The 24025-nt window shown below is 63.3% G+C and carries 22 protein-coding genes; 17 read left to right on the top strand and 5 right to left on the bottom strand.

The window, feature by feature from the left end; all coding sequences use genetic code 11:
- Positions 1-25: 25 nt before the first annotated feature.
- Positions 26-895, bottom strand: coding sequence for a 4Fe-4S ferredoxin (locus ML540_RS00360; protein ID WP_243357709.1), 870 nt, complete (start codon positions 893-895; stop codon positions 26-28).
- A 196-nt stretch (positions 896-1091) separates the two neighbouring features.
- On the opposite strand from ML540_RS00360, the gene ML540_RS00355 reads away from it, so the two are divergent.
- The 11 genes from ML540_RS00355 to ML540_RS00305 all read left to right on the top strand — a co-directional run bounded on the left by ML540_RS00355 (position 1092) and on the right by ML540_RS00305 (position 9153).
- Positions 1092-1793 (top strand): YggS family pyridoxal phosphate-dependent enzyme, encoded by a 702-nt coding sequence (locus tag ML540_RS00355; RefSeq protein WP_243357707.1) that lies wholly within the window; start codon positions 1092-1094, stop codon positions 1791-1793.
- Positions 1794-1818: 25 nt separating this feature from the next.
- Positions 1819-2412, top strand: coding sequence for a flagellar basal body-associated FliL family protein (locus ML540_RS00350; RefSeq protein ID WP_243357705.1), 594 nt, complete (start codon positions 1819-1821; stop codon positions 2410-2412).
- A 9-nt stretch (positions 2413-2421) separates the two neighbouring features.
- Complete coding sequence (gene fliM / locus ML540_RS00345) at positions 2422-3399, top strand: flagellar motor switch protein FliM (RefSeq protein ID WP_243357703.1); 978 nt, start codon at positions 2422-2424, stop codon at positions 3397-3399.
- A gap of 75 nt (positions 3400-3474) precedes the next feature.
- The gene (fliN, locus tag ML540_RS00340; protein WP_243357701.1) at positions 3475-4032 is read left to right on the top strand and encodes a flagellar motor switch protein FliN; all 558 of its coding nucleotides are present in this window, start codon (positions 3475-3477) and stop codon (positions 4030-4032) included.
- Positions 4025-4423 (top strand): flagellar biosynthetic protein FliO, encoded by a 399-nt coding sequence (gene fliO / locus ML540_RS00335; RefSeq protein WP_243357699.1) that lies wholly within the window; start codon positions 4025-4027, stop codon positions 4421-4423. Before fliN ends, fliO begins: the two co-directional genes overlap by 8 nt.
- Positions 4335-5096: a flagellar type III secretion system pore protein FliP gene (gene fliP / locus ML540_RS00330; RefSeq protein WP_243357697.1), complete on the top strand. Its 762-nt coding sequence runs from the start codon at positions 4335-4337 to the stop codon at positions 5094-5096. The genes fliO and fliP overlap by 89 nt, the downstream gene beginning before the upstream one ends.
- Before the next feature lie 18 nt (positions 5097-5114).
- Positions 5115-5384, top strand: coding sequence for a flagellar biosynthesis protein FliQ (gene fliQ / locus ML540_RS00325; RefSeq protein WP_243357695.1), 270 nt, complete (start codon positions 5115-5117; stop codon positions 5382-5384).
- Positions 5385-5718: 334 nt separating this feature from the next.
- Positions 5719-6378, top strand: coding sequence for a trimeric intracellular cation channel family protein (locus tag ML540_RS00320; protein ID WP_243357693.1), 660 nt, complete (start codon positions 5719-5721; stop codon positions 6376-6378).
- A 167-nt stretch (positions 6379-6545) separates the two neighbouring features.
- Positions 6546-7253: a hypothetical protein gene (locus ML540_RS00315; RefSeq protein ID WP_243357691.1), complete on the top strand. Its 708-nt coding sequence runs from the start codon at positions 6546-6548 to the stop codon at positions 7251-7253.
- 2 nt (positions 7254-7255) lie between these two features.
- Entirely contained in the window at positions 7256-8461 is a 1206-nt protein-coding gene (locus ML540_RS00310) for a S1C family serine protease (RefSeq protein ID WP_243357688.1), read from the top strand.
- A gap of 29 nt (positions 8462-8490) precedes the next feature.
- Positions 8491-9153, top strand: a complete 663-nt coding sequence (locus ML540_RS00305) for a hypothetical protein (protein ID WP_243357686.1) — start codon at positions 8491-8493, stop codon at positions 9151-9153.
- Between the two features lie 90 nt (positions 9154-9243).
- On the opposite strand, the gene ML540_RS00300 is transcribed toward ML540_RS00305, so the two are convergent.
- On the bottom strand, positions 9244-10068 hold the full coding sequence (locus tag ML540_RS00300) for a sugar phosphate isomerase/epimerase family protein (RefSeq protein ID WP_243357684.1): 825 nt from the start codon (positions 10066-10068) through the stop codon (positions 9244-9246).
- A 76-nt stretch (positions 10069-10144) separates the two neighbouring features.
- Between ML540_RS00300 and trxC the strand changes: the two genes are divergently transcribed.
- Positions 10145-10579, top strand: coding sequence for a thioredoxin TrxC (gene trxC / locus ML540_RS00295; protein WP_243357682.1), 435 nt, complete (start codon positions 10145-10147; stop codon positions 10577-10579).
- A gap of 90 nt (positions 10580-10669) precedes the next feature.
- On the top strand, positions 10670-10963 hold the full coding sequence (locus ML540_RS00290; protein WP_243357680.1) for a YciI family protein: 294 nt from the start codon (positions 10670-10672) through the stop codon (positions 10961-10963).
- 205 nt (positions 10964-11168) lie between these two features.
- On the opposite strand, the gene ML540_RS00285 is transcribed toward ML540_RS00290, so the two are convergent.
- Entirely contained in the window at positions 11169-12332 is a 1164-nt protein-coding gene (locus tag ML540_RS00285) for a homocysteine biosynthesis protein (protein ID WP_243357678.1), read from the bottom strand.
- 143 nt (positions 12333-12475) lie between these two features.
- Here ML540_RS00285 and ML540_RS00280 point away from each other — a divergent pair, with 143 nt between their 5' ends.
- The gene (locus ML540_RS00280) at positions 12476-13786 is read left to right on the top strand and encodes a helix-turn-helix domain-containing protein (RefSeq protein ID WP_243357676.1); all 1311 of its coding nucleotides are present in this window, start codon (positions 12476-12478) and stop codon (positions 13784-13786) included.
- A gap of 225 nt (positions 13787-14011) precedes the next feature.
- Here the strand turns inward: ML540_RS00280 and ML540_RS00275 are convergent, their stop codons facing one another.
- Together ML540_RS00275 and ML540_RS00270 are read right to left on the bottom strand one after the other, a co-directional pair.
- On the bottom strand, positions 14012-15079 hold the full coding sequence (locus tag ML540_RS00275; RefSeq protein ID WP_243357673.1) for a BMP family ABC transporter substrate-binding protein: 1068 nt from the start codon (positions 15077-15079) through the stop codon (positions 14012-14014).
- On the bottom strand, positions 15015-17501 hold the full coding sequence (locus ML540_RS00270) for a cache domain-containing protein (RefSeq protein WP_243357671.1): 2487 nt from the start codon (positions 17499-17501) through the stop codon (positions 15015-15017). Before ML540_RS00270 ends, ML540_RS00275 begins: the two co-directional genes overlap by 65 nt.
- Before the next feature lie 333 nt (positions 17502-17834).
- Between ML540_RS00270 and dnaN the strand changes: the two genes are divergently transcribed.
- The 3 genes from dnaN to gyrA are packed head-to-tail and all read left to right on the top strand — an operon-like array spanning position 17835 to position 23916.
- Entirely contained in the window at positions 17835-18992 is a 1158-nt protein-coding gene (gene dnaN / locus ML540_RS00265; protein WP_243357669.1) for a DNA polymerase III subunit beta, read from the top strand.
- Positions 18989-21430, top strand: coding sequence for a DNA topoisomerase (ATP-hydrolyzing) subunit B (gene gyrB / locus ML540_RS00260; protein ID WP_243357667.1), 2442 nt, complete (start codon positions 18989-18991; stop codon positions 21428-21430). The genes dnaN and gyrB overlap by 4 nt, the downstream gene beginning before the upstream one ends.
- Before the next feature lie 14 nt (positions 21431-21444).
- Positions 21445-23916, top strand: a complete 2472-nt coding sequence (gene gyrA, locus ML540_RS00255; protein WP_243357666.1) for a DNA gyrase subunit A — start codon at positions 21445-21447, stop codon at positions 23914-23916.
- Positions 23917-24025: the final 109 nt, after the last annotated feature.

Here is a 24025-nt window from a genome sequence, read left to right as displayed (position 1 = left end):
GGACTCAGGGCAGCCGCCGGGGCTCCTAGCCCGCCGCTCCCCGGCCCCCCTTGGGCGCGGTGGGGTTCTTCGCCTCGCAGGGCGTGCCGGTCTGGCACAGGCCGCAGCTGTTCACCTTGAAGCCCAGCTGCTCCTTTTCCACGAAGGGGGCGGTGACGCCCCGGATGTAGTCCTTGCACTTCTGCTTGTCGTGCCCGGCCTCGCTGATGGCCCCGGCCGGGCAGCGCTTCATGCAGGCCTTGCACACCCCCTTGGCCGCCCGCAGGCACCACTCGTCGTGCCGGGTGTAGGGCCTGGGCGTGGGGTCCAGCGCGATGCGCGCCACCACCGACCCCACCCGCACCGCCTTGCCCGCGGGCGTGATGAGCCCGTCCGAGAGCCCGAACGTGCCCAGCCCGCAGGCGTGGGCCGTGTGGCGTTCCGACCAGTTGGAGGCGAACCCGTAGCGCGGCGACAGGGCCCGGCCCCACGCGGGCAGAAGCGCCGGGGCGGCCGCGTGCACGCCGCGCCGCGCGAGATATTCCACCACGAAACGGCGCAATCCCTCGTTGACCATCTCGCCGTAGTGGCGTCCCCGGCTCCACTCGATGCTGGGCATGTCGCGGGCTTTGCGGTGGGCCGCCCGGGTGCTCGCGGTCTGGGGCAGCACCCAAGCGATCACCGAGAGCTCCCCGGGCTCCAGGTCCTCGTCCGGGAAGGCCAGGCGGTAGGCTTCCTGCGGCGTCCAGTAGAACTGGGGACCGATATCCTGTTTGAGCATGCCGAAGAGCGGGTCCGCGCCCGAGGCGCAGCCCAGAAGCGGGGTGTCGAAGGCGGGCAGGTCCGATCCCGGCTCTATTGCGTTGTTGGCCCGGTCGGCCATCCAGACGGACACGCGTTGGGTGAGGTCGCGCATGGGGTGCTCCTTGGTTGCGTGCAGGATACTCAAGCCTCAGGGCCGGATCAAATCCCGGCAGGCAGGCCCGTGCCCCGCGCCCGGGTCTGTTCGCCGGTCCTCCAGGAGAGCCGCTCGCCCCGGGCCTCGCTCTTGCCGTGCGCTTGGGCCTTGCGCCCCATTTTCCATCGGCTCCGATTGTGTTACCGCTTGCGCCATGCAGGACGTGACTTCAGCGAAAAACCGCCTCCAGGCCGTGCGGGAGCGCATCGAACGGGCCTGCGCCCGCTCCGGGCGCGACCCCTCGTCCGTGACCCTGGTGGCCGTCTCCAAGACCCATCCGGCCGAGGCCGTGGCGGCCATGGCACAGGCGGGGCAGACCCTTTTCGGCGAATCCTACGTGCAGGAGGCCCTGCCCAAGCTGGACGCCCTGGCCGGCCTCAAGCTGCGTTGGCACTTCATCGGGCGGTTGCAGAAGAACAAGGCCAAATATGTGGCCGGGCGCTTCGAGCTGATACATTCGGTTGACTCCATTGAATTGGCCCATATGTTGCATAAAAAATGTGATTTTCTCGGCATCGTCCAACCGGTGCTGGTGCAGGTCAATCTGGGGTGCGAATCCCAGAAGGCCGGGTGCTCGCTTGACGACACCCTGCCTCTGGCCGAAGCCGTGGCCGGCATGGACGGACTTGCGCTCAAGGGGGTGATGCTCCTGCCGCCCTGGGACGAGAACCCCGAGGCCAATCGCGGACTTTTCGCCCGGGCCTGCGAGCTTCGGGCCGAGCTGTCGGCGCGCCTCGGACTGCCCATGCCCGAGCTGTCCATGGGCATGTCCCACGACCTGGAGCAGGCTGTGGAGGAAGGCGCGACCCTGGTGCGCGTGGGCACGGACCTGTTCGGAGCCAGAGAGCCCGGATAAAGCCGGGAAACAAAGAGGAGCCGTCATGGCCAAGATCGAGGAAGAAGGCGTCGAGGACGCCCCGAAAAAGAAAAAGAGCAAGCTTCTCATCATCATTCTGCTGGTGGTGATCCTGGCCGCCCTGGGCGGCGGCGGATATTTCGCGTACCTGAAGTTCTTCAAGGCCCCTCCGGCCGAGGGAACCGAGGAACAGGCTCCGGCCGAGCCCGCCAAGAAGGACGAGAAAAAGGAAGAAAAGAAAGAAGAGAAGAAGCCCGAAAAGAAAGAAGAAAAGAAGGAAGAGAAGAAAGAGGGCGGCAAGAAGGACGACAAGAACAAGCCCGTGACGACCATCAACAACATCGTCACCAACCTGGCCGATACCGGCGGCAAGCGCTACGTGCGCCTGTCGGTGGATTTCGACTTCAAGGACGACGCGGCCGCCGCCGAATTCACCGAGAAGTACCAGGCCAGGGTCAAGGACGCCATCCTCACCCTGCTCTGGTCCAAGACCAGCGAGGACCTCTCGAGCGTCGACGGCATGATCGCCTTCCGCACGGAGCTTCAGAACCGCGTGAACCAGATCATGGGGCCGGGAACGGTCAAACAGGTGTTCATCACCGACCGGGTGATCCAGTAGGACAGCGCCATGAGCAAGATCTTAAGCCAGGACGAGGTCGATACCTTACTGCGCGGCCTGACCGGCGGCGAGCTGGAGGCCGAGTCCGAGATATTGGAGGACGATTCGGGCATCGTGCCCTTCGACCTCTCCAACCAGGACCGCATCATCCGCGGCCGCATGCCGGTCCTCGAGATAATAAACGACCGCTTCGCCAGGCTGGCCACCAACGCCATGGCCAACGCCATGCGCAAGCGCGTGGACGTGAACCCCATCTCCATCGACATGTCCAAGTTCGGCGACTTCATGCGGAGCCTGCCGGTGCCCACGTCCATCAACATCTTCAAGCTCGACCCGCTGCGCGGCAACGCCATCCTGGTGGTGGACTCGCGCCTGGTGTTCGCCCTGGTGGAGAACTTCTTCGGCGGCGCGGGCAGCCAGCCCAAGGTGGAAGGCCGCGACTTCACCCCCATCGAGCAGGCCATCATCGCCAAGGTGGTGCGCATCGCCCTGGCCAACCTGGAAGACGCCTGGCGGCCCGTGCACGAGGTGCACGTGGAGCTGATCCGTTCCGAGATCAACCCGCAGTTCGCGGCCATCGTGCCCCCGTCCGACGTGGTGGTGGTGGTCACTTTCGAGGTGGAGCTGGAAAACGCCATCGGCTCCATGATCGCCTGCCTGCCTTACGCCACCATCGAGCCCATCCGCTCCAAGCTGTACGCGTCCTTCCAGTCCGAGCGCCTGGAAGTGGACCACGCCTGGATCAGCCGCTTCAAGGAGCGGCTCATGGAGACCCCGGTGGAGATGGTGGTGGAGTTCGGCAAGACCCAGCTCTCCGGCAGGCAGCTCCTCTCGCTCAAGGAAGGCGACATCATCCTGCTCGACACCGACGTGGAGGACATGCTCAAGGTCGAGGTGCAGGGCGTGAAGAAATTCTGGGGCGTTCCCGGCACGGTGAAGGCCAACAAGGCCTTCCAGGTGCTCAGGGAAGAGGAAACCCGCTTCTAGACGATACCGGCGCGCGCGGCGCGCCGTGAACCAGGCGCTCGCCCATGGGCGCCACACCAAGGGGAGGAGGCTCTCATGGCCCCCGACGACATCGATCAAGACCAACTGGCCGCCGAATGGGCTGCCGCCCTCGAGGACGACAAAGGCGAAGCCGCGCTCGACCCCTTCGAGCAGGCCCTGGGTGCGGCCGCGGCCCAATCCGGAGGCGGCGGCGACGACGCCCTGGCCGAACAGTGGGCCGCCGCCCTGGCCGGCGAGGAGGAATCCTCGGTCAAGCGCGAGCGCGAGCAGGCCCAGCTCTCCGCCAAGAGCAAGGAAGCCCAGTTCAAGGATTTGACGCAGGAATCCAAGGCCCCCAGGCCCGAGACCGGCCGGCGCGACCTGGACTTCATCCTGGACATCCCCCTGGACGTCTCGGCGGAACTGGGGCGCACCAAGCTCCTCATCAACGAGCTTTTGCAGCTGGGCCAGGGTTCGGTCATCGAGCTGAACAAGCTGGCGGGCGAGCCCCTGGAGATCTACGTCAACGGCAAGCTGGTGGCCCGGGGCGAGGCCGTGGTGATCAACGAGAAATTCGGCGTGCGCCTAACCGACATCATAAGCCCCATCGAACGGGTGAAGCAGCTTGGCTGACGTAACCGCCCCCATCGGCCCCCCGGGCCCGCCCTCCCTGGGCCTGGGCGAGGTGTCCATCAAGATGGCCCTGGCGCTGTTTCTTATCCTGGGCGTCATTTTGCTGGCGTACTGGATGCTCAGGCGCTTCGGCCCCCGCTTCGGCCTGGGCGCGCCCGTGAAGACCCACGGGCTGCGCGTCGAGAGCCATCTCACCCTGGGGCCGCGCAAAAACATTATGGTGGTCCGCTTCTTGAATAAGCTGTTGGTGCTCGGGGTCACGGACCAGAGCATCAATCTGCTGACTGAGGTGGACGCATCCGATGAACGCAAGGATTTTCAAGCCGTACTGGAAGACGCTGGCGCTGACGCTGGCGATCCTGGCCCTTCCGGCCCTGGCCCTGGCGGCTGAGCCGACCCTCACGCTCAATCTCGCGGGAGGCCAGCAGCAGCCTGAAAAGGTCAGCATGCTGCTGGAGATCCTGTTCCTTCTGACGGTGCTGTCGCTGGCGCCGTCCATCGTCATGTGCGTCACCTCGTTCACGCGCATCATCGTGGTCTTCTCGTTTTTGCGCCAGGCCATGGGCACCGGCCAGATGCCGCCCAACCAGATCCTGGCCAGCCTGGCCATCTTCATGAGCGTGGTCATCATGTATCCCACGGGCAAGAAGATGTACGACGACGCCATCAATCCCTACATGGAAGAGCGCATGGGCTTCTCCGAGGCCATCAAGAAGGCCGAAATCCCCCTGCGGGAATTCCTCTTCAAGCACACCCGCGAGAAAGACCTCTCCATCTTCTACACCATCACCAAGATGGAGCAGCCCAAGACCAAGGACGACGTGCCCACCATCATGCTGGCCTCCGGCTTCATGATCAGCGAGCTCAAGACCGGGTTCACCATCGGATTTCTGGTCTACATTCCATTCCTGGTGCTGGACATGGTGGTCTCGAGCATCCTTCTGGCCATGGGCATGATGATGCTGCCCCCGGCCATGGTGTCCATGCCCTTCAAGCTCCTGCTCTTCGTCATGGTGGACGGCTGGAGCCTCATGACCGCCTCGCTCGTGAACAGTTTCGCCTAACGCAAGGGAGATACGCACATGACCCCTGAAGCCGTCATAGGATTCGCCCGCACCGCCATCGAGACCACCCTCATGCTGTCGCTGCCCCTCCTGGGCGTGAGCCTGGTGGTCGGCGTGGTGCTGTCCATCGTCCAGGCCGCCACCCAGATCCAGGACCCCACGCTCACCTTCGTGCCAAAGATAGTGGTCATGTTCGGGGCCGCCATCGTCGCCTTCCCATGGCTCATGGACAAGATGGTGGGGTTCACGCACGACCTGATCATGAACATTCCGCAGTATATCCAATGAAGAAGGCAGGAAGCGCGCAAAGCCGCGCTTCCTGCCTTGATGATTGTCACATCGATCGACGCGAAGCCGGAGGGGATTCCAAAGGGACTGGTCCCTTTGGCCGCCGGAGGCTTCCCACTCTTCCCTCTCCAGTCTTCCCGCTTTCACCTCCCGTCTATTCGTCGTATTTCTTCGCGTACTCCGCGTCGTTGTAGAGCGACTCCCCGTACTCGCCCTTCCCGAAGCCCCGGATGATGTCCTGGCCTTCTTTCGAGGCCACGAAGTCGATGAACTCCGCCGCGGTCTGCGCCTTCCGGACTTTGCCTCGAGACGCTTTCGTTGTAGGGATTCAGGCATGGAAGCGCATCCGTTCCAACTGCCCATAGCCATCGACCTGGCGGCGGTGTTCCTGATGGCCCTGACCGGGGCCATCGAGGCCATCCGGCGCGAATACGACATCATCGGCCTGTTCGTGCTCTCCCTGGCCACAGGGGTGGGCGGGGCGCTCATCCGCGACGGGGTGTTCCTGCAGCGCGGCATACCGGCCGTGCTCATGGACGACCGCTACCTGATCGCGGCCGCCGCGGCCGCCGTGCTGGGGCTTGCGTTCGGCACGCGCGCGGTGGTCTCCAACCGGCTGATCGCCCTGGTGGACGCCCTGGCCCTGGGGGCCTACGCGGTGGTGGGCGTCGAGAAGACCCTGCACCTGGGCCTGGGAATGGTTCCGGCGGTGCTGGTGGGCGTGGTGAACGCCTGCGGCGGCGGCGTCTTGCGCGACCTGTTCTCCGGCGAACGGCCCATGGTGTTCAAGCCGGGGCAGTTCTACGCCTTCGCGGCCCTGATAGGCTGCATCATCTACATACCGCTCAGGCGCTACAACGTGATGGAGCCGCTCTACGCGGCGCTCATCTCCATCGCGGTCACGTTCGGGCTGCGCGTGCTGGCCATCAACCTGGACTGGACCACCCGGCCCGTGGGCGAGACGGGAATCCTGCGCCGCCGAAAGCGCCGTTAACCCGCACCCGGATATTCCTTCCTTCATGGCCGGATACCACCGGCATCTTGCTCTCGAACCGGGAATCATTTACGGATTTTCGCATCGCTATTGTCTTGTCGATTTTTCAATGTAGTCAATGATCGGAAGATGAGTTGCGACGAAACCTGGACCGGGAGTTGTTTCGAATGCCCGTCACGAAGTATCCTGTTCTTTCGCTGCCCCCGGTCTTGCCGGCGCTCGCGCTTCTGGCGGCCCTGCTCGTCCTGCCCTGGCCGGCCAGGGCCGAGAACAAGGTGGACAAGACCTTCGACGACTGGAACACCTACACCGCCATGGACGGCGACGACACCGTCTCCGCCACGTACACGCCCGACACCCAGGACAAGAGATGCGCCCTGTACATCGGCAAATTCTCCAGCAAGTGCGGCACGACGCTCGTCTCCATCGGTTTTCCCCTGAACTCCAAGGCGGAAAAGGACGCTGAGCGCCAGAACATCTCCGGCGAGTTGCGCATCGACCAGTTTCCCGTCCACACGACCAACAGCCGCATCGCCAACAAGGCCGGGGCCACCTACGGACATTTCTACGTGGACAGCTTCTCCAGCCCCAAGACGGTCATCGATGAGATGAGCACCGGTCAGATGATCCGCTTCCGCTTCAAGGTGGGCGAGCGGGAATGGTACTACCGTTTCTCGCTCAAGGGCTTCCAGCCCGCTTTGGCGCGTATCGCGCAGCTGTGCTCCCAGGGCGCTCCCGGACAGGAGCGGAAGCCCCATAAGCCCGCATCCGAAGGAGCGTCCAAGCCCAAGAGCGGCAAGAGCGACGCGGATTACTTCGACGACAAGAAACCTGCCGCGCCCAACTCCTCAAAATCCGACAAGGACTTCTTCTAGCCATGCGCACGATCCTCGCCGTACTCGCCGCCCTGCTGATCCTGGGTTCTTCCGCCTTCGCCAAGGAGACAACCCCGTTCCGCAAGTGGACGTACCTGAAGGACAAGACCGAGGACGGCATGGAATTCGTCCGGGTGCACGCGAACTCCGAGTCCCAGGAGGCCCCCGGGGGCATGCTCGTCTACCGCGACGCGGACAAATGCTCCGAGCCGGTCATCGTCTTCATCGCCACCACCAAGAAGAAAGGACAGCCCACCGAGAACCTTCAGGGCATGATTCGCGTGGATGAAAAACCCGTCCACCAATTCAAGTACAAGGTGTCATTTCCCGAGAACAACGGCCTGGCGGTCGTCAACACCGCGGAGCCGGAGAACGCCCAGGGCCTGTTCGACGAGATGCGCCAGGGCGCGAACCTGCGGGTGAAGCTGTCCGTGCACGGGGCCGACTACATCATGCGCATCCCCCTGGCCGGTTACGTCGAGGCCAGCGCCAAGCAGACGGAGGTGTGCTCGGCCCTGCCCGCCTCCGGCAAGAAGCCGTCCCAGGCCGAGGGAGGCAAGGACAAGCCCAAGGAGAAGCAGGGCGGGTTCGGCACCGGATTCTTCGTCAACAACGACGGCTACCTGATCACCAACTTCCATGTGGTCAACGCCGGACGCAAATACCAGTGCGAATACCAGAACAACAAATACGACGCCAAGCTCATCAAGACCGATCCCGTCAACGACCTGGCCCTGCTCAAGGTAGACTTCGCCCCCAAGACCTTCCTCAACTTCCGGGGGGCCAAGACCGTGAAGCCGGGCGAGGAGGTCGTCGCCATCGGCTTCCCCTACTACGGCATGGTCTCCACCCACCCCAACATCACCACCGGCAACGTCAGCTCCGCAGTGGGACTGGGCGACGACTCGCGCCTGCTGCAGACCACCGCCCCCGTGCAGCCCGGCAACTCCGGCGGGCCGTTGCTTGATTCCACCGGCAATGTGGTGGGCGTGGTCGTCTCCAAGCTGGACGCCATGGCCGTGCTCAAGGCCACCGGCGACGTGCCCCAGAACATCAACTTCGCCATCCGCACGCCCATCGTGAAATCGTTCCTGGAGATCAACGAGATTTCCTTCACCACCGACGACTCCGCCCAGGATATGAAGGTCGTGGAGATCGGGGAAAAGAGCCTGCCCGGCGTGGTGCTCGTGGTGGCCCTGCCCCAGTAACCCCGCACGTGCGTTTCAGGAGTTCCCCAATGCGTGGATCGATCCCTTCCGCCCTGTCCCTCGTCCTTGCGCTCGCCCTCGCTCTGCAGGGCTGCCAGACCGTCAAAAACGCCTCCCCCGACCCGAACGTCGTCGTTCACTACCAGGTCTGGACCTACGAGAATTTCTCCGACAAGAACGGCGTGGTCATCCATACCGCCAAGACCAGCGCCAAGGCCGAAAACAGCGCCAAGGCCAACTTCCTCTTCGCCTACAGGCCCTCCAACAACTGTTCCAACGTCCTGGTGAGCATGGGGCTTGAGGACTACGACAAGCCGTTCCCCAACAAGTTCCGTTCGGACCAGCTGCAAGGAGAAGTCCGCGTCGACGACGAAGCGCCGGTGACCGTCCCCTACGACTACGCCGGCGAGGCCGGAAAGACCGAGGTGTTCGTGGATTTCGGGAAGCTTTTCGCCAACCAGACGATCCGCGCCCAGGTGCAGAAGGGCCAGATGATCAGCTTCAAGGTCGAGATAGAGAAGAAAGTCCGCGTACTGAAGTTCTCGTTGCGCAACCTCACTGCGGTCATGAATGCCTCCAACGAGAACTGCAAGGATTCCGCGTCATTCACGGGGTCCGGCTCCGGACCGGCCAAGCAGGCTCCGGCCGGACAGGGCAAGCCGGCCGACGACGACAAGAAATACTTCCAGTAGCCCCGTTCTCCCAGCAGGATAACGAAAATGGCGGACCGGCCGGTCCGCCCTTTCTTCATTCATCGCTCCCGGCCCGGCCCGGGAGCTTGCTCAAGCTCCCGGCGCAACCACGTTGAGCGGCTCGAACCACTCCGGCCTGCCCCGCACGAATTCCATGGCCGCCTCGAAGGCGTCGTCGGAGTGGGGCTCGAAGGTCACCGACGGAGTCAACCCCCGCTTCTGAAGCCCCTCGAAGAACGCCTGCCAGGGTATCTCGCCCTGCCCGAGCCCCTTGTGCTGATCGAAGCTGCCGTCGTTGTCGTGAAGGTGCAGGTGGGAGAGAAGCGGCGCGAAGGCGTCCAGCCAGGCGTCGAGGTTATCCAGCCTGTGGCCCTCCGAAAAGCTGTACCAGTGCCCCACGTCCAGACACAGCCCGGCCCGGCCGGGGCGCTCCTCCAGGAGCTTCTCCACCACCCCGGCCACCGTGGCCGGATCGGGCTCGAAGGTGTTCTCCAGGTAGAGCGGCGGGTGATCCGGCCAGGCGTCCATCATGGCCTGCCAGGTGACAACCGCGCGGTCGCGCCACTGGGGATAGGTGTGCATGTATAACAGATGGTCATACTTTACGTGGCCTATCATGTGCGCCGGTTCGTAAATCATGGCCACTTCCATGGCCCGGCAGAGCCTCTCCCGGCAGGCCCCCAACACCAGACTGTCCGCGCTGCCCGGCTGGAGGTCGAAAAAGGGCAGGTGCAGCGCGGGCGTGAGCCCACGGGCTTTGAGTTCCGCCGCCATGGCCCGGTGCCAGTCCAGGTCCACCATGTCCATGAGGACCGGGTCCAGGCCAAGCTCGGGGTTCACACCGCGCGCGAAAAACGCTTCCAGGACCGTAGGATCCTTGAATGCCTTGCGCAGGTTCAAGTTCACGAAAAACATGGCGTCTCCTGTCGACAAACTTTTAAAAAGAAATATTATGAGGTCTTCACGCCGAATTCAACCAGGGAGACTCATCATGTCCGACACCAGAAAAGTCACCTGCCCCCACTGCCACACCCGCAACCGGGTCATCCCCGGCAAGGAGCTCCAGGCCACCTGCGGCAAATGCGCGAAATCGCTGTTTCCCGGCAGGCCGGTTGACCTGACCGAGGCCAACTTCGCCAAACACGTCCAGGAGACCGACGTGCCCCTCCTGGTGGATTTCTGGGCCCCCTGGTGCGGCCCGTGCCGCGGCATGGCCAACGCCTACGAGGAAGTGGCCCGCCGCCTGGAACCCGAAATCCGCGCCGCCAAGGTCAACACCGAGACCGAACAGGTGCTGGCCGGGCAGATGGGCATACGAAGCGTGCCCACGCTGATCCTGTTCAAGAACGGCAAGGTAGTGGATTCCATTTCAGGCGCGCTGGATGCGAATAATCTGGAGAGCTGGGCCCGTTCACGGGCGATGTGAGAGCAAGATGCCTCCGGCTGCCAGAGAGGGCGCCGTCCGTGCCGAAAACGCCGGATAACAGCTCAAGGAACGAAGAACACTGGAGATTTCATGTTTGTGATCACGCTGACGTACGAGAAGCCGCTCGAGGAAGTGGATCGCTGGCTCGAAGAGCACCGCGTCTTCCTCAGGGACAATTACGCCAAGGGGCGGTTCATCGCCTCCGGGCCGTGCACCCCGCGCACGGGCGGGGTGATCCTGGCGCACGGGTGCTGCCGGGACGAGCTGGACGCCGTTCTGGAAACCGACCCTTTCAAGCGCGAGGGCGTAGCCGCGTACACTGTCCTGGAATTCGACCCCGTCATGACCTGCCCGGAGTTGGCGCCACTGTTGGGGCAGGCGTAATCCGAGGGTCCTGACCTCAAAAAGCGGGTGCTGCCGGTCCTCCGGCAGCAGCCCCGGAATAAACGAGCGCCCGTCGCCGGTTCCTCCGGCGGCGGGCGCTCCAATCTTCCCGATGCCCGCTCACGAATCCCGCGAAGCTAAATGGGATTCCAAAGGGACTTCGTCCCTTTGGCCGCCGGAGGCATCTTAACTCTTTTTCTTACTCTTACTCCGAAACAATCCTGTCCTGCGCTTCGGTCAGCAGGAACTCGCCCTTCTCGATCTTGGCCTTCAGCTCCTGGGCGATCTCCAGCGAAAGGGCGTAGCTGGTCAGGGGCACGGTGCGGATCTTCTGGCCGTTGACGTCGATCTCGCCGCTTTTCAGCTCTTCGAAGGTGGGCTGGGCGAGCACGTTGTTTATGCCGTTGGGATAGTCCTGCCCGTAGTCACGCACGGGCATGGTGATGTCGGCGTCGGAGACTCCGGTGAACCAAGCCATGTCCTCGTCCAGGATGGGGATGGGGATGCCCACGCCCACGGCCAGCGAGCAGCCGTAGCCCAGGATGGAAACGCCGCGCACCCATTTGTAGCTCATGCCCTTCATGTCACCCTTGAGCATGAGAGTGCCCGAGGCGGTGAGGGGGATGCCGCGTTCGTTGCGGGCCGGGCGCGGGTTGTGCTGGGTGCCCGCGCCGATGACCCAGCCGGTGCCGCCGCCGAGCCAGATCTTGGTTCCCATGCCGATGGTGCGCAGGAAGGGGTCGTTGAAGAGGGGCGAGAGCTGCCCGGCGGTGGCGTAGTTGGCGTTTCGCATGCCGGGCTTGAGCGGCCCCATGTAGGTGTAGATCACGCGGCTGCCGGTGGTGACGGCCACGTTGTAGCTCTGGTAGCAGTTGCGGGGGTTTAAGAGCTCCGCGTATTTGAGGTCCGCCAGGGTGACGGACTTGTCCAGTTCGCGCCTGGGGTAGCAGTCGGTGCCGTAGGCGGTGGCCTTGAGGCGCACGGCCTTGCCGCGCAGCAGGTCCTCGATGACGTGTCCGCCGCCGTAGGCGAAGCGGCCGGGGTAGACCTTGTTTAAGGGGTCGTCCTCGCGGGGCTCGGTGCAGCCCAGGTAGGCGTCCACGGCGGCGAGGCCCGCGTAGGCCGGCACGCCGTTCAGCCACACCTGGGAGGCCTTGATGGTGGGCGGCTCCTGGCCGAAGTTGAAGAGCATGCCCGAGGAGCACATGGGCGAGAAGGTGCCGGTGGTGACGACGTCCACGTCCTTGGCCGCGGCGGTCTTGCCCTTGCGGCGGACTTCCTCGACCATCTCCTCGGCGGTGAGGATGACGGCCTTGCCTTTCTTGATGCGCTCGTTGATTTCCTTGATGGTCTTGTGGACCTGAGCCATGGCTTTCAAGCCTCCCTGAAAGAAAAGAGCCCGCATCATGGCCAAAAACACGCGTATTGGCAATACGACCCCCGGGGCTGTTGAACACCGGCGGGTTTTGGACTAGCCTCCTCCATCCCAAGTCGAGCGTTCGCATCACCGACGTGCTCAAGGAACAACTTCGCCGCCACCTCGCCCAGATCACCCCGGAATCGGACCTGGCCCGCTGGTTCGATCCGCTGGATCTGCACCCCCTTCCCGACTCCCTGGAGATCGTGGTGGAGTTTCCGCACGCCTATTTCGGGCAGTGGTTCGATTCCCAGGTCAAGGATCATTTCGAGAAGCAGGTGAGCCTCTACCTGGGGCCGGGCTACGTGCTGCGTTACCGCAACCGGGAGGGCGCCACGGCCGGGGCCCAGCCCTCCCAGCCGGCCTTTTCGGCGGCCAGCATCGACTTCCCCTTCGGCCACGAGTTCACCTTCGAGCAGTTCTTCACCAACCAAAAGAACCTCTTCCCCCTGGCCTCGGCCCGGGAGGTGGCCAAAAGCCGCGAGGTGAAGTTCAACCCCCTGGTGATCCAGGGAGATCCGGGCACGGGCAAGACGCACCTTCTGCGCTGCATGGCCAACGAAATCAGCAAGCAGCTGGACAAGAACTTCATCTTCCTGGGCACCCTGGACGACTTGGCCGAGCTCTACGAGGCCGGGCCGCAGGATTCCCCCATTGCGGTGCGCACGCACCTCACGGGCTACAGCTGCTTCTTCCTGGACGACCTGCACCGCCTGGGCGACTATCCGAACATGGCCCGGGAGGTCCTTATCCTGTTCAACGCGTTTCTGGACTCCAAGCGCCAGATGGCCTTTTCCACGGCCGTGCCGCTGGCCTCGTGCGAGGGGATACCGCTGGACCTCAAGACACGGCTGGACGGCGGGCTCATGGTGCAGCTCTCCAAGCCGGACCTGGACGTGCGCCTGAAGTACGTGCAGGACCACTGCCAGCGCAAGAAGATAGCCCTCAGCAAGTCCCAGATGCTCACCCTGGCCCAGCGCCACCACGATTTCCGGGGACTGCACGGCCTCATGGTGAAATTCCAGGCATTCCGGGAGCTTCTCAAAAGAGACATCTCCGAGGCCATCTTCGAGAACATCATGGGCCGCAGCCTGGACGAGCAGACCGCCCGGACCACGCCCACGGTCATCCTGGAGCAGGTGGGCAGGCGCTTCAACCTGGACGCCAAGACCATCCTGGGCTCCAAGCGCACCAAGGACATCGTCCTGGCCAGGCAGGTGGCCATGCTGCTGTGCCGCGAGGAGCTGGGGCTGTCCTACCCGGCCCTGGGCAAGCTCTTCGGCGGGAAGGACCACTCCACGGTGCTGCACGCCGTCAAAAAGATCAAAAAATTGCAGCAGGATAGCAACGATACGAAAGATTTGGTGCACGCTTTGCGCAAAAGCTGCCGACAAGGCGGCTCATAAGGACCGCACCGGCTCGGGAGCGTTCCAACTGTTCCTCCCGGACGGTCAACTCGTCCTTAATTAACAAAATAAAATTAGCTACTTCACTCGTTAACGAACAAAAGCACCCCCTCTACAAAAACAGCAATCAAGATATACTTGTTTTTTATTGAAAGGCATTAGGAAGAACCTTCCGCCCGAGACCGTGACGCCCTCGCCGGTGCGTCGGGAAACCAGCCTTGGAGGCTAACGGTTCTCGGGCACGGTGTCCGGGTCGTAGGGAACCTGGACGCTTCCGTCCTCGATGGCCCTGGCCAGGGCCTTGATCTCCTGGTTCACCTCCTCGGGCACGTTGGCCACGGGAAAAAGGGTGTACCTGGCCCGGCCTTCGCCCCAGGGCATGGGCACGAACCGTCCTGGCTGGCCGTCCGCGATCCTGCCCAGGATTTCCCGGATGGGGTCCGTGAAATCAAACAGGTCCGAGGTCAGGAACCTGCGGGGGGAAAAGGCCGCCTTGCTGGTGTAGACCGTGGTGAAGAACACCGGGCGTTCCGCGTCGTTCACCGCGTCGATGATGCCGAAGCTGCCCATGTTCACTCCCGAGAGGATCACGTCGCAGCCCTCCAGGATGAATTCCTCGGCCGCCTGGCGGCTGTGCATGGGGTCGTTGAAGTCCCCCACGGTGACGTGCCTGAGAACGGCCTTGGGGTTGTACCGCTTGATGGCGCTCGCTGCCGCGTTGATCTGCGCCCGGGAGAACGGCTGGTGCAGGCCGCCGATGTAGCCGATCAGGCCGGTGCGGGTGATCCTGGCGGCCAGGGCCCCGAGCACGTAGAATCCCTTGTGGTATTCCCGGCCCAGGACGTGCACGTTCTTGCAGGGCGTTTCGACGGGCAGCTCGGCCTCGGTGATGAAGGCGGTGTCCGGACACTGCCCGCATATCTCCAGGATGGACGGGAGAAACTGCCCCCCATGCCCCCAGACCACGGTGTTTCCGTCCGCGATCAGCTTGAGCATGGCTCCGGCAGCCTCCGAGGGCTGTACCCTCTGGGCGAAGGACACGGGGATTCCCAGGGAGTCCCTGGCCTTGAGCACGGCCTGATAGCCCAGTTCGTTGTAATCCTTGTCCGCCACCACCCCGGGGAAGACCACGCCCAGGCGGAGGGGAGTGTCTCGTTCCGCGAGGGCCCAATCCGGCGCGCAGGCGAGCGCGAGAAACGCCAGCAGGACGGCCCGCAGGACGCCGCGCTCACTCCCGGCCGATGGGCAGGCGGATGACGAACAGGGCGCCTTTTCCTGGTTCGGATTCCACATGGATGGTCCCGCCGTGGTTTTTGGTGATGATGAAGAACGATACGGACAGGCCGAGCCCGGTGCCTTCGCCGGGCTGCTTGGTGCTGTAGAACGGTTCGAAGATCCTGCGGCGCAGGGCTTCGTCCATGCCCGGCCCGTTGTCCTGGATGTCGATCCTGGCGAAGTGCGGCTCCCGGCGGGTGCGCACGGCGATCCTCGGGGATGCGTCCGGGCCGAGTGAAGACAGGGCGTGGGCCGCGTTGCGGATGAGATTCACCAGGACCTGCTCGATCTGTGTGGGCGAGCAAAGCACCAGGGGCAGGGAGGCGTCGAAATCGCGCTCGATGCCGATCTTCCTGAAGTCGTAGCGTTTTTCCAGGTTGTAGTCCTTGCCGCAGAGCTCCAGCGACTTGTCCACGATGTCGTTCAGGTTGGCCGGGATCATGCCCGAGTCCGACTTGCGGCTGAATTCCAGCATGTTGGACACGATGGTGGCGGCCCGCTTGGCCGACTGGCGTATGCCGTCCAGGAGCTCCCGGATCGTCCGGGCTTCCAGGAAGGACCTGAGCGTTTCGACCCCGCAGCCCGCTTTCCGGGCGGCCTCGGCGCTGGCCGGATTGTCCATGTCCAGCCGCCTGGACACCACCTGGGCGCTCTGCAGGATGCCGCCCAGGGGGTTGTTGATCTCATGGGCCATGCCCGCCGCCAGGCCGCCCAGGCTCATGACCTTCTCGGTCTGGATGAGCATCTCCTCCATGCTGGTCTTTTCCGTCACGTCGTCCAGGCGGATGACCGCCCCGTGCACGCGTCCGTCCTTGAGCGGATAGACCAGCATGTCTATCTTGCGCGGTTCGCCCCGGAACACGAAGTTCTGCTTTCCCCTGAGCACGGGCACGCCTTTCTCCAGGGACTCCCTGACCGCGTCCATCCGCTCCTCCATGCCGGGGAGGACTTTCCCCACGGGCCTTCCCGCCACGTCCGGGCCTTCGAGCCCGGTGGCCTGCGCCGCCGTCCGGTTCCAGTGGGTGACGTCGGCCCGGTCGTCCACGGCGACGACCACCGAGGGCATGGAGTCCAGGATGGCCTGGAAGGCGTTGCGCGCCTTGAGAAGTTCCGCTTCCGCCCCGGCGCGCACGGCCACTTCCTCTTCCAGCAGGCGCGTCTTGCGCAGGATTTCGAATCGCGAGGCGTGGAGCTCCCGGTTCATATCGTTGGCCGATCCGGCCAGGGAGCGCAGTTCGGAGATGGTCAGCCCGCCCGCGTCAATGGGTGATCCGCGCTGGGAGACGTTGCGGAAAAAGGAGCTGAACACGGTGAATTCATTCCTGACCCGGCGCGAAAGCAGGGTGGACAGAACGAACACCACGGCCGTCACGGCCGCGAGAGCCCCCAGGATCATGAGGATCTGCTTGAGCATGGAGGACCTGAGCGAATCGCGGTGCTGGAAGACCACCTCGTCCATGTGCTCCAGGGGCACCGAGGCCACCAGGATCCAGCCCCATCCGGGCACGGGCTTGGCGTAGAACAGGTTGTTGCCGTACGGGCCGTTCCTCTCGCGGGGAAGGCCGACAGAACCGAACCCTCCCTGGGGCGTGAGGCCCTGGGAGAGGAAGTCCAGGACGATGTACCGGCCCGTGGGGTCCTTTTCGTTCACGATGTTCTCGCCCACGGCGTAAACGCCGCTGGGATCGAAGAGCACCGTGCCGCCGAAGTCGATGATACGAAGCGAGCTCATGGACGACGTGAACAGCTCCAGGCGTTTCTTGATGCCTGCCTGCACGCTGGTTTCGATGTCCTCCAGGTATTCGCCGGTGCCGATGATCCAATGGTACGGCGCGAACAGTTTCAGGTAGGAAATCTTGGTCAACGGGATCGGTTGGCCGGGCTTGTTCCAGTAGTAGGAGTCGTATCCTTCGCCGTTTGACCCGGCGATCCTGACGAAGCTCCGGATGATTTTCTTTCCCGAGAGATCGGTCAGATCGTAATCGCTCTTGCCGATCATATCGGGCCTGAACCTGTTCATGACCAGGTTGTGGTCCGTGTCGTGTATCCAGTAGTAGCCCCGGCCATCGTAGAACGACAGGGGACCGAGCGCCTGGAGGATGATTTTTTTTATCTGCTCGTCCCCGAGCGTGTTCTTGTTGTTTTCGTATATGCTCGTGGCTATGGAGCTTGCTTCGTCGATCCTTTCCTTCAGATCGCTTTTCAAGGTGCTCATGATCGTCGAGCGTTCGAATTGTATGATGTCTGAGACTTGGTCCAGCTCGCTTTTGAGCATGTCTTGTTGCCGCTGGACGTATTCCTGCTCGTACAGCTCCGTATTGTGCCTGAATTCGATGTATTGGGTGACGATGACTATGGAAGCGGTGATGAGGCTGGAACAAGCCGTGAAGACCAGCGCGCTCGCACTGAAAAGTTTCGATATGCTGTGTGCCCTGGCCATGGGTGTCCCCCGAACGAGGCCAATCTCCGGTCATGCGGCTTTCGAGACAGGATTGAGTATCATTTGTCCCGAGCCGCAAAAGAGGTCAACAGAAATCACCCGGACCGGGGAGCCGGGCCGTGAGCGGACCGCTCCGGGCGCTCGTGGAGCGCTCGTGCGGGTGGCGCGCCGGGGGCTCTCCCGCAAACGGCGCGCTCCTCCCGGGAAGCCGCGCCAGTTCTTGCTTAGAGCGCACTTGCCAAGGGCGTTTTTTTCCGTATATTCCGCAGGCCACGCTGGCTCATCAGAGAATCCCCGACCATCGACGCCATACCTGCCAAGGAGACGACCCCCATGTTCGTGAAGGTCACTCGAAACGATATTATCGAAGGGCTCCAGAAATCGGCCAACATCATTCCGGCCAAGACCGGAGCGGCCTTCCTGCGCACCATCTGGCTCTCGGCCGAGAACGGAACCCTCCGCATCATGTCCACGGATTCCTCCCTGGAGTTCGTCGGCAAATACCGCGCCGAAGTGGTGGAGCAGGGCCTGTGCGGCGTCCAGGGCCGCTCCTTCTTCGACCTGGTGCGCAAGCTCCCCCCGGGCGAGATCCAGCTCAAGCTCGACGCCGAGAACCAGACCCTCAAGGTCTCCCAGGCCGGACGCCACTACAAGCTGCCCACCAGCGAGAAGAGCTGGTTCCAGGCATTCTCCGAGTTTCCCCAGGGCGAGCACGTCATGTGGAGCGGCGACTTTCTGCAGGAACTCATCGACCGGGTGTTCTTTTGCGTCTCTGACGAGGACACCATGGAGGCCATGGCCTGCATGTACTTCCGTCCCCTGGAGGACAAGATCGAGGTCTGCGGCCTGAACGGCCATCAGTTCTCCATGTGCGGGTTCTTGAACGACGACATCAAGGGCATGCTCCCGGACGAGGGCATCCTCATCCAGAAGAAGTACGTGCTGGAACTCAAGAAGTGGCTGACCACCGACGAGATCGAGCTGGCCATCAGCCAGAAGCGGCTGTTCTTCCGCACCCAGGACCAGCGCGAGAGCTTCAGCCTGCCGCTGTCCTACTACCAGTACCCCGACTACAAGAATTTCGTGGGCAAGCTCTCGGCCCCCGACGCCTCGGACCTGACCGCCGAAAAGATGGCCCTTTCCGAGGCTCTGGACCGCATTTCCATCTTCAACACCGACAACAACCGCTGCACCTACTTCCAGCTCGACACCCCCGGCCAGCTCACCCTGCAGTCCCAGGGCAACGACACCGGCGCGGCCACCGAGTCCATGGAGGCGCAGTTCACCGGCGATCTCAAGAAGATCGCCTTTCCGACCCGCGATCTGCTGGAAATCCTCGGGCACTTCCATTCCAGCAAGGTCCGCTTCACCCTCACCGGCACCGAAGGCCCCTGCGGCATCACCGGCGAGGACGATTCGGACTATCTGGTCATCATCATGCCCATGAAGATCGTGGAGGAGACGTACTATAGCGAGGAAGCCTCCGCATGACCCAGTCTTCGACTCCCCAGTCCTATACCGCCGATTCCATCACCGTCCTCGAGGGCCTGGCCGCAGTCCGCAAGCGCCCGGCCATGTACATCGGGTCCACGGACATCCGCGGCCTGCACCACCTGGTCTACGAAGTGGTGGACAACTCCATCGACGAGGCCATGGCCGGCTATTGCGACCGCATCCGGGTGATCATCCACCTGGACAACTCGGTGACCATCTCCGACAACGGACGCGGCATCCCCGTGGACATGCACCCCAAGGAGAACCGTCCGGCCGTCGAAGTGGTCATGACCGTGCTCCACGCGGGCGGCAAGTTCGACAACGACGCCTACAAGGTGTCCGGCGGCCTGCACGGCGTGGGCGTCTCCTGCGTGAACGCCTTGTCCGAATACCTGGAAGTGACCATCAAGCGCGACGGCAACCGCTACCGCCAGCGCTACGAGCGCGGCGCGCCCGTCACCCCCGTGGACAAGATCGGCGAGGCCGAGGGCACGGGCACCACGGTGCGCTTCCTTCCCGACGAGGAGATTTTCGAGACCGCCGACTTCGTGCACGCCACCCTGGCCAAGCGCTTCGAGGAACTGGCGTATCTCAACTCCGGCCTGACCATCGAGTTCAAGGACGAGCGCAACCAGGAAGAGCAGGTCTTCCGTTTCGAGGGAGGCATCCGGCGCTTCGTGCAGGACCTGAACGCCGGCGAGATGGGCATCCACGAGATCGTCTTCGCCTCCGGCCAGGTGGACGCCACCATGGTGGACTTCGCCCTGCAGTACAACGCCGGCTACAAGGAGCAGATGCTCACCTTCGTCAACAACATCCGCACCCAGGAAGGCGGCACGCACCTGGCCGGGTTCAAGACCGCCCTGACGAGGGCCATCAACACCTACATCGAGAAATCCGGGCTCATCAAGAAGCTCAAGCAGAAGCTCACCGGCGACGACGTGCGCGAAGGGCTCACGGCCGTCTTGTCGGTGAAGATTCCCCAGCCCCAGTTCGAAGGCCAGACCAAGACCAAGCTCGGCAACTCCGAGGTGGCCGGTCAGGTGGCCAAGATCTGCGGCGACGCCCTGAACACCTTCTTCGAAGAGAACCCCAAGGACGCCAAGCTCATCGTGGACAAGTCCGTGGACGCCGCCCGCGCCCGCGAGGCCGCCCGCAAGGCCAAGGACTTGGTCCGGCGCAAGGGCGCGCTGTCAGACAACGCCCTGCCAGGCAAGCTGGCCGACTGCCAGTCCAAGAGCCCCGAGGAGTCCGAGCTGTTCATCGTCGAGGGCGACTCGGCGGGCGGCTCCGCCAAGCAGGGGCGCGACCCCAAATTCCAGGCTATCCTGCCCCTTCGCGGCAAGATCCTGAACGTGGAGAAGACGCGCTTCGACAAGATGCTCGGCAACAAGGAAATCAGGGCGCTCATCACCGCCATGGGCCCGGGAATCGGTAAGGACGAGGTGGACCTGGAGAAACTCCGCTACCACAAGATCGTCATCATGACCGACGCCGACGTAGACGGCGCGCACATCCGCACGCTTCTGCTCACGTTCTTCTACCGCCAGTATCAGGAACTTATCGATAAGGGGTATCTCTACATCGCCCAGCCGCCGCTTTTCCGGGTGCACAAGGGCGACTGGGAGCGGTTCATCAAGGACGAAAAGGAACTCTCCGAGTTCCTGCTGTCGCGCGTTACCGAGGACCTGAGCGTCACCGGGGCCAACGGGAACACCTTCGACAACGGCCCCCTGCGCGAGATGCTCTCCAAGATCCAGCTGCTCAAGTCCCGCTTCGACGAGGCCCTGGGATACGGCATCACCGATCCGTTGCTGTGGTGCTTCCTCAACGCCTCGGAGCGCATCAAGCCCACCGACTTCGAAGGCGAAGGCTTCGCCGCCCTGGCTGAACTCCTCAGGGGCAGCGAATACTCCCTCACCCTGGATGTCGAGGAGGACGAAGTGGAACGGCGCGCCTACGCGGTGTTCGTCAGCCGTAATGGCGTGAAGACCCGCCTGGGCCTGGAATTCTTCGCTTCGCGCGTCTACCGCCACTGCTGGACCCTGCTCGACGAGCTGCGCCAGTCGTTCGGCGTGGGCCAGGCCCTGCAGACGCAGCTGAGCGCCACCCCCACCGGCAGCTCGGACCGCTTCGTCATGTCCCGCAAGGACACGAGCACCGACATCACCGGCATTTTCGAGCTTTTGCAAACCGTCCTGGACGAGGCCCACAAGGGCATCAACATCCAGCGCTACAAGGGCCTTGGCGAAATGAACCCGGTGCAGCTGTGGGAAACCACCATGAATCCGGACAAGCGCACCTTCCTGAAGGTGTCCATCGACGACGTCACGGACGCGGACGGGATCTTCTCCGACCTCATGGGCGACAAGGTGGAGCCGCGCAAGCTGTTCATCGAAAGAAACGCGCTGAGCGTGCGCGAACTTGATATCTAGCAACGAGGCATCACGTGCTCGAACAGAACTCAGAAGATAACAAAAAGATATCCATCGAGGACGAACTCAAGAAGTCCTACCTCGAATATTCGCTTTCCGTCATCGTGGGCCGGGCCATTCCCGACGTACGCGACGGCCTCAAGCCCGTGCACCGGCGCATCCTTTTCGCCATGCACGAGCTCTCCAACACGTACAACCGCCCGTACAAGAAGTCCGCCCGCGTCGTCGGCGACGTCATCGGCAAATACCACCCGCACGGCGACTCGGCCGTGTACGACGCCTTGGTGCGCCTCGCGCAGGATTTCTCCATGCGCGATCCCCTGGTGGACGGCCAGGGCAACTTCGGCTCCATCGACGGCGACGCCGCGGCGGCCATGCGTTACACCGAAGTGCGCATGTCCCGCCTCACCAGCGAGTTCCTGACCGACATCGAAAAGGAGACCGTCGATTTCAGGCCCAACTACGACAACTCCCTGGAAGAGCCTTCGGTGCTTCCCACCAAGGTGCCCAACCTGCTCGTCAACGGCAGCTCCGGCATCGCGGTGGGCATGGCCACCAACATTCCGCCGCACAACCTGGGCGAACTGTGCGACGCCCTGCTGACCCTGCTCGACGACCCCAACTGCTCGGTGGACGAGGTCATCGCCTGCGTGCCCGGCCCGGACTTCCCCACGGCCGGGGCCATCTTCGGCGGACAGGGGCTCATCGACGCCTACCGGACCGGCCGCGGCTCCATCAAGATGCGCGGCAAAGTGGAGATCGAGCAGTTCAAGAAGGACAAGGAACTCGTGGTCATCCGCGAAATTCCCTACGCCCTGAACAAGTCGAGCCTGGTGGAGAAGATCGCCCAGCTCATCAACGAGAAGAAGATCGACGGCGTCTCGGACCTGCGCGACGAATCCGACCGCAAGGGCATCCGCGTGGTGCTCGAACTCAAGCGCGGCACCATCCCGGACATCGTCATCAACAGCCTCTACAAGTTCACGCCTCTCGAAACCTCCTTCGGTTTCAACATGCTTGTTGTAGCGGGCAACCGCCCGGCGCTTCTGAACCTCAAGCAGATGCTTGAATACTTCCTGGATCACCGCAAGGAGATCATCATCCGGCGCTCGCGCTACGACCTGCGCAAGAGCGAGGAGCGGGCGCACATCCTGGAAGGCCTGCGCATCGCCCTAGACAACATCGACGAGGTGGTGAGCCTTATCCGGTCCTCCAAAACGCCCCTGGAGGCCAAGGAGCGCCTCATGGAGCGCTTCAGCCTCTCGGAGCGGCAAAGCCAGGCCATCCTGGACATGCGCCTGCAGCGCCTGACCAACCTGGAGCGCGAGAAGCTGCTGGACGAGTACGCCGAGCTTCTGAAGTTCATCGAGTACCTGCGTTCCATCCTGGAGAACGACGAAGTGCTGCGCGGGGTCATCCGCGACGAGATCATCGAGCTCAAGGACAAGTACGCCACCCCCCGCCGCACCGAGATCCTCGACAGCCTGGAAGGCATCGACATCGAGGACCTCATCCCCGACGAGAACGTGGTCATCACCCTGTCGCGCCGGGGTTACATCAAGCGCACGCCGCTGGACACCTACCAGCAGCAGAGAAGGGGAGGCAAAGGCATCGCCGGGGTGCACACCTCGGCCGAGGACTTCATCCAGAGCTTCTGCACCACCACCAACCACCAGTACCTGCTGCTCTTCACCAACCTGGGCAAGATGCACCAGCTCAAGGTGCACCAGATTCCCGAAGGTTCGCGCACGGCCAAGGGGCTGCACATCGCCAACCTGCTGCCCATGGAAAAGGAAGAGTTCATCGCCACGGCGCTCACCATCCGGGAGTTCACCCCGGACCGCTACTTCCTTTTCGTGACCCGCAAGGGCATGGTCAAGCGCACGGCCATCGACCTGTACAAGAACGTCCGCGTGGGCGGCATCCGCGCCGTGAACCTGAACGAGGAAGACGAACTGTTGGACGTCAAGGAAGTCCCGGCCCAGGCCGAGATTCTCCTGGCCACGGAATACGGCCAGGGCATCCGCTTCAGCGTCGCCGACGTGCGCCCCATGGGCCGGAGCGCCGCGGGCGTGAAGGGCATCGCCCTCGCCGGCAAGGACCGCGTGGCCTCGGGCGTCGTCTTCGGCGACCCCGAGCGCAACCAGGTGCTCACCGTTTCCGCCAACGGCTTCGGCAAGCGCTCGGACGTCGACCTCTACCGCCTGCAGAGCCGCAGCGGAAAAGGCGTCATCAACATGAAGGTCACGGCCAAGACCGGCCACGTCATCGGCGCCACCTCCGTGTGCGAGTCCGACGACATTCTGCTGCTCACTTCGGCCAACAAGATCATCCGCACGCCGGTGGCCTCGGTGCGCAACGTGGGCCGCGCCGCCCAGGGCGTCACCCTGGTGGACATGGAGCAGGGCGTCACCGTCATGGGCTTCGACATCGTGGACGGAGTGAGTGGCGATGTCGTTTCCGACAAGGAGGAAACGGCCTCCTGAGGAGTGCCGGAATGAGCGCTTTCGGGCGTTTTCCCCTTGCACCCCCGCATTTGCCCGTATTCGCTTCCCAATGCGTTTTGAGGCAAAAGATGGCCCATGGTTCGGAAAA

The sequence above is a fragment of the Fundidesulfovibrio terrae genome (genome assembly GCF_022808915.1).
Classification (GTDB): domain Bacteria; phylum Desulfobacterota; class Desulfovibrionia; order Desulfovibrionales; family Desulfovibrionaceae; genus Fundidesulfovibrio; species Fundidesulfovibrio terrae.
This window is presented reverse-complemented; position numbering and strand designations above follow the sequence as displayed.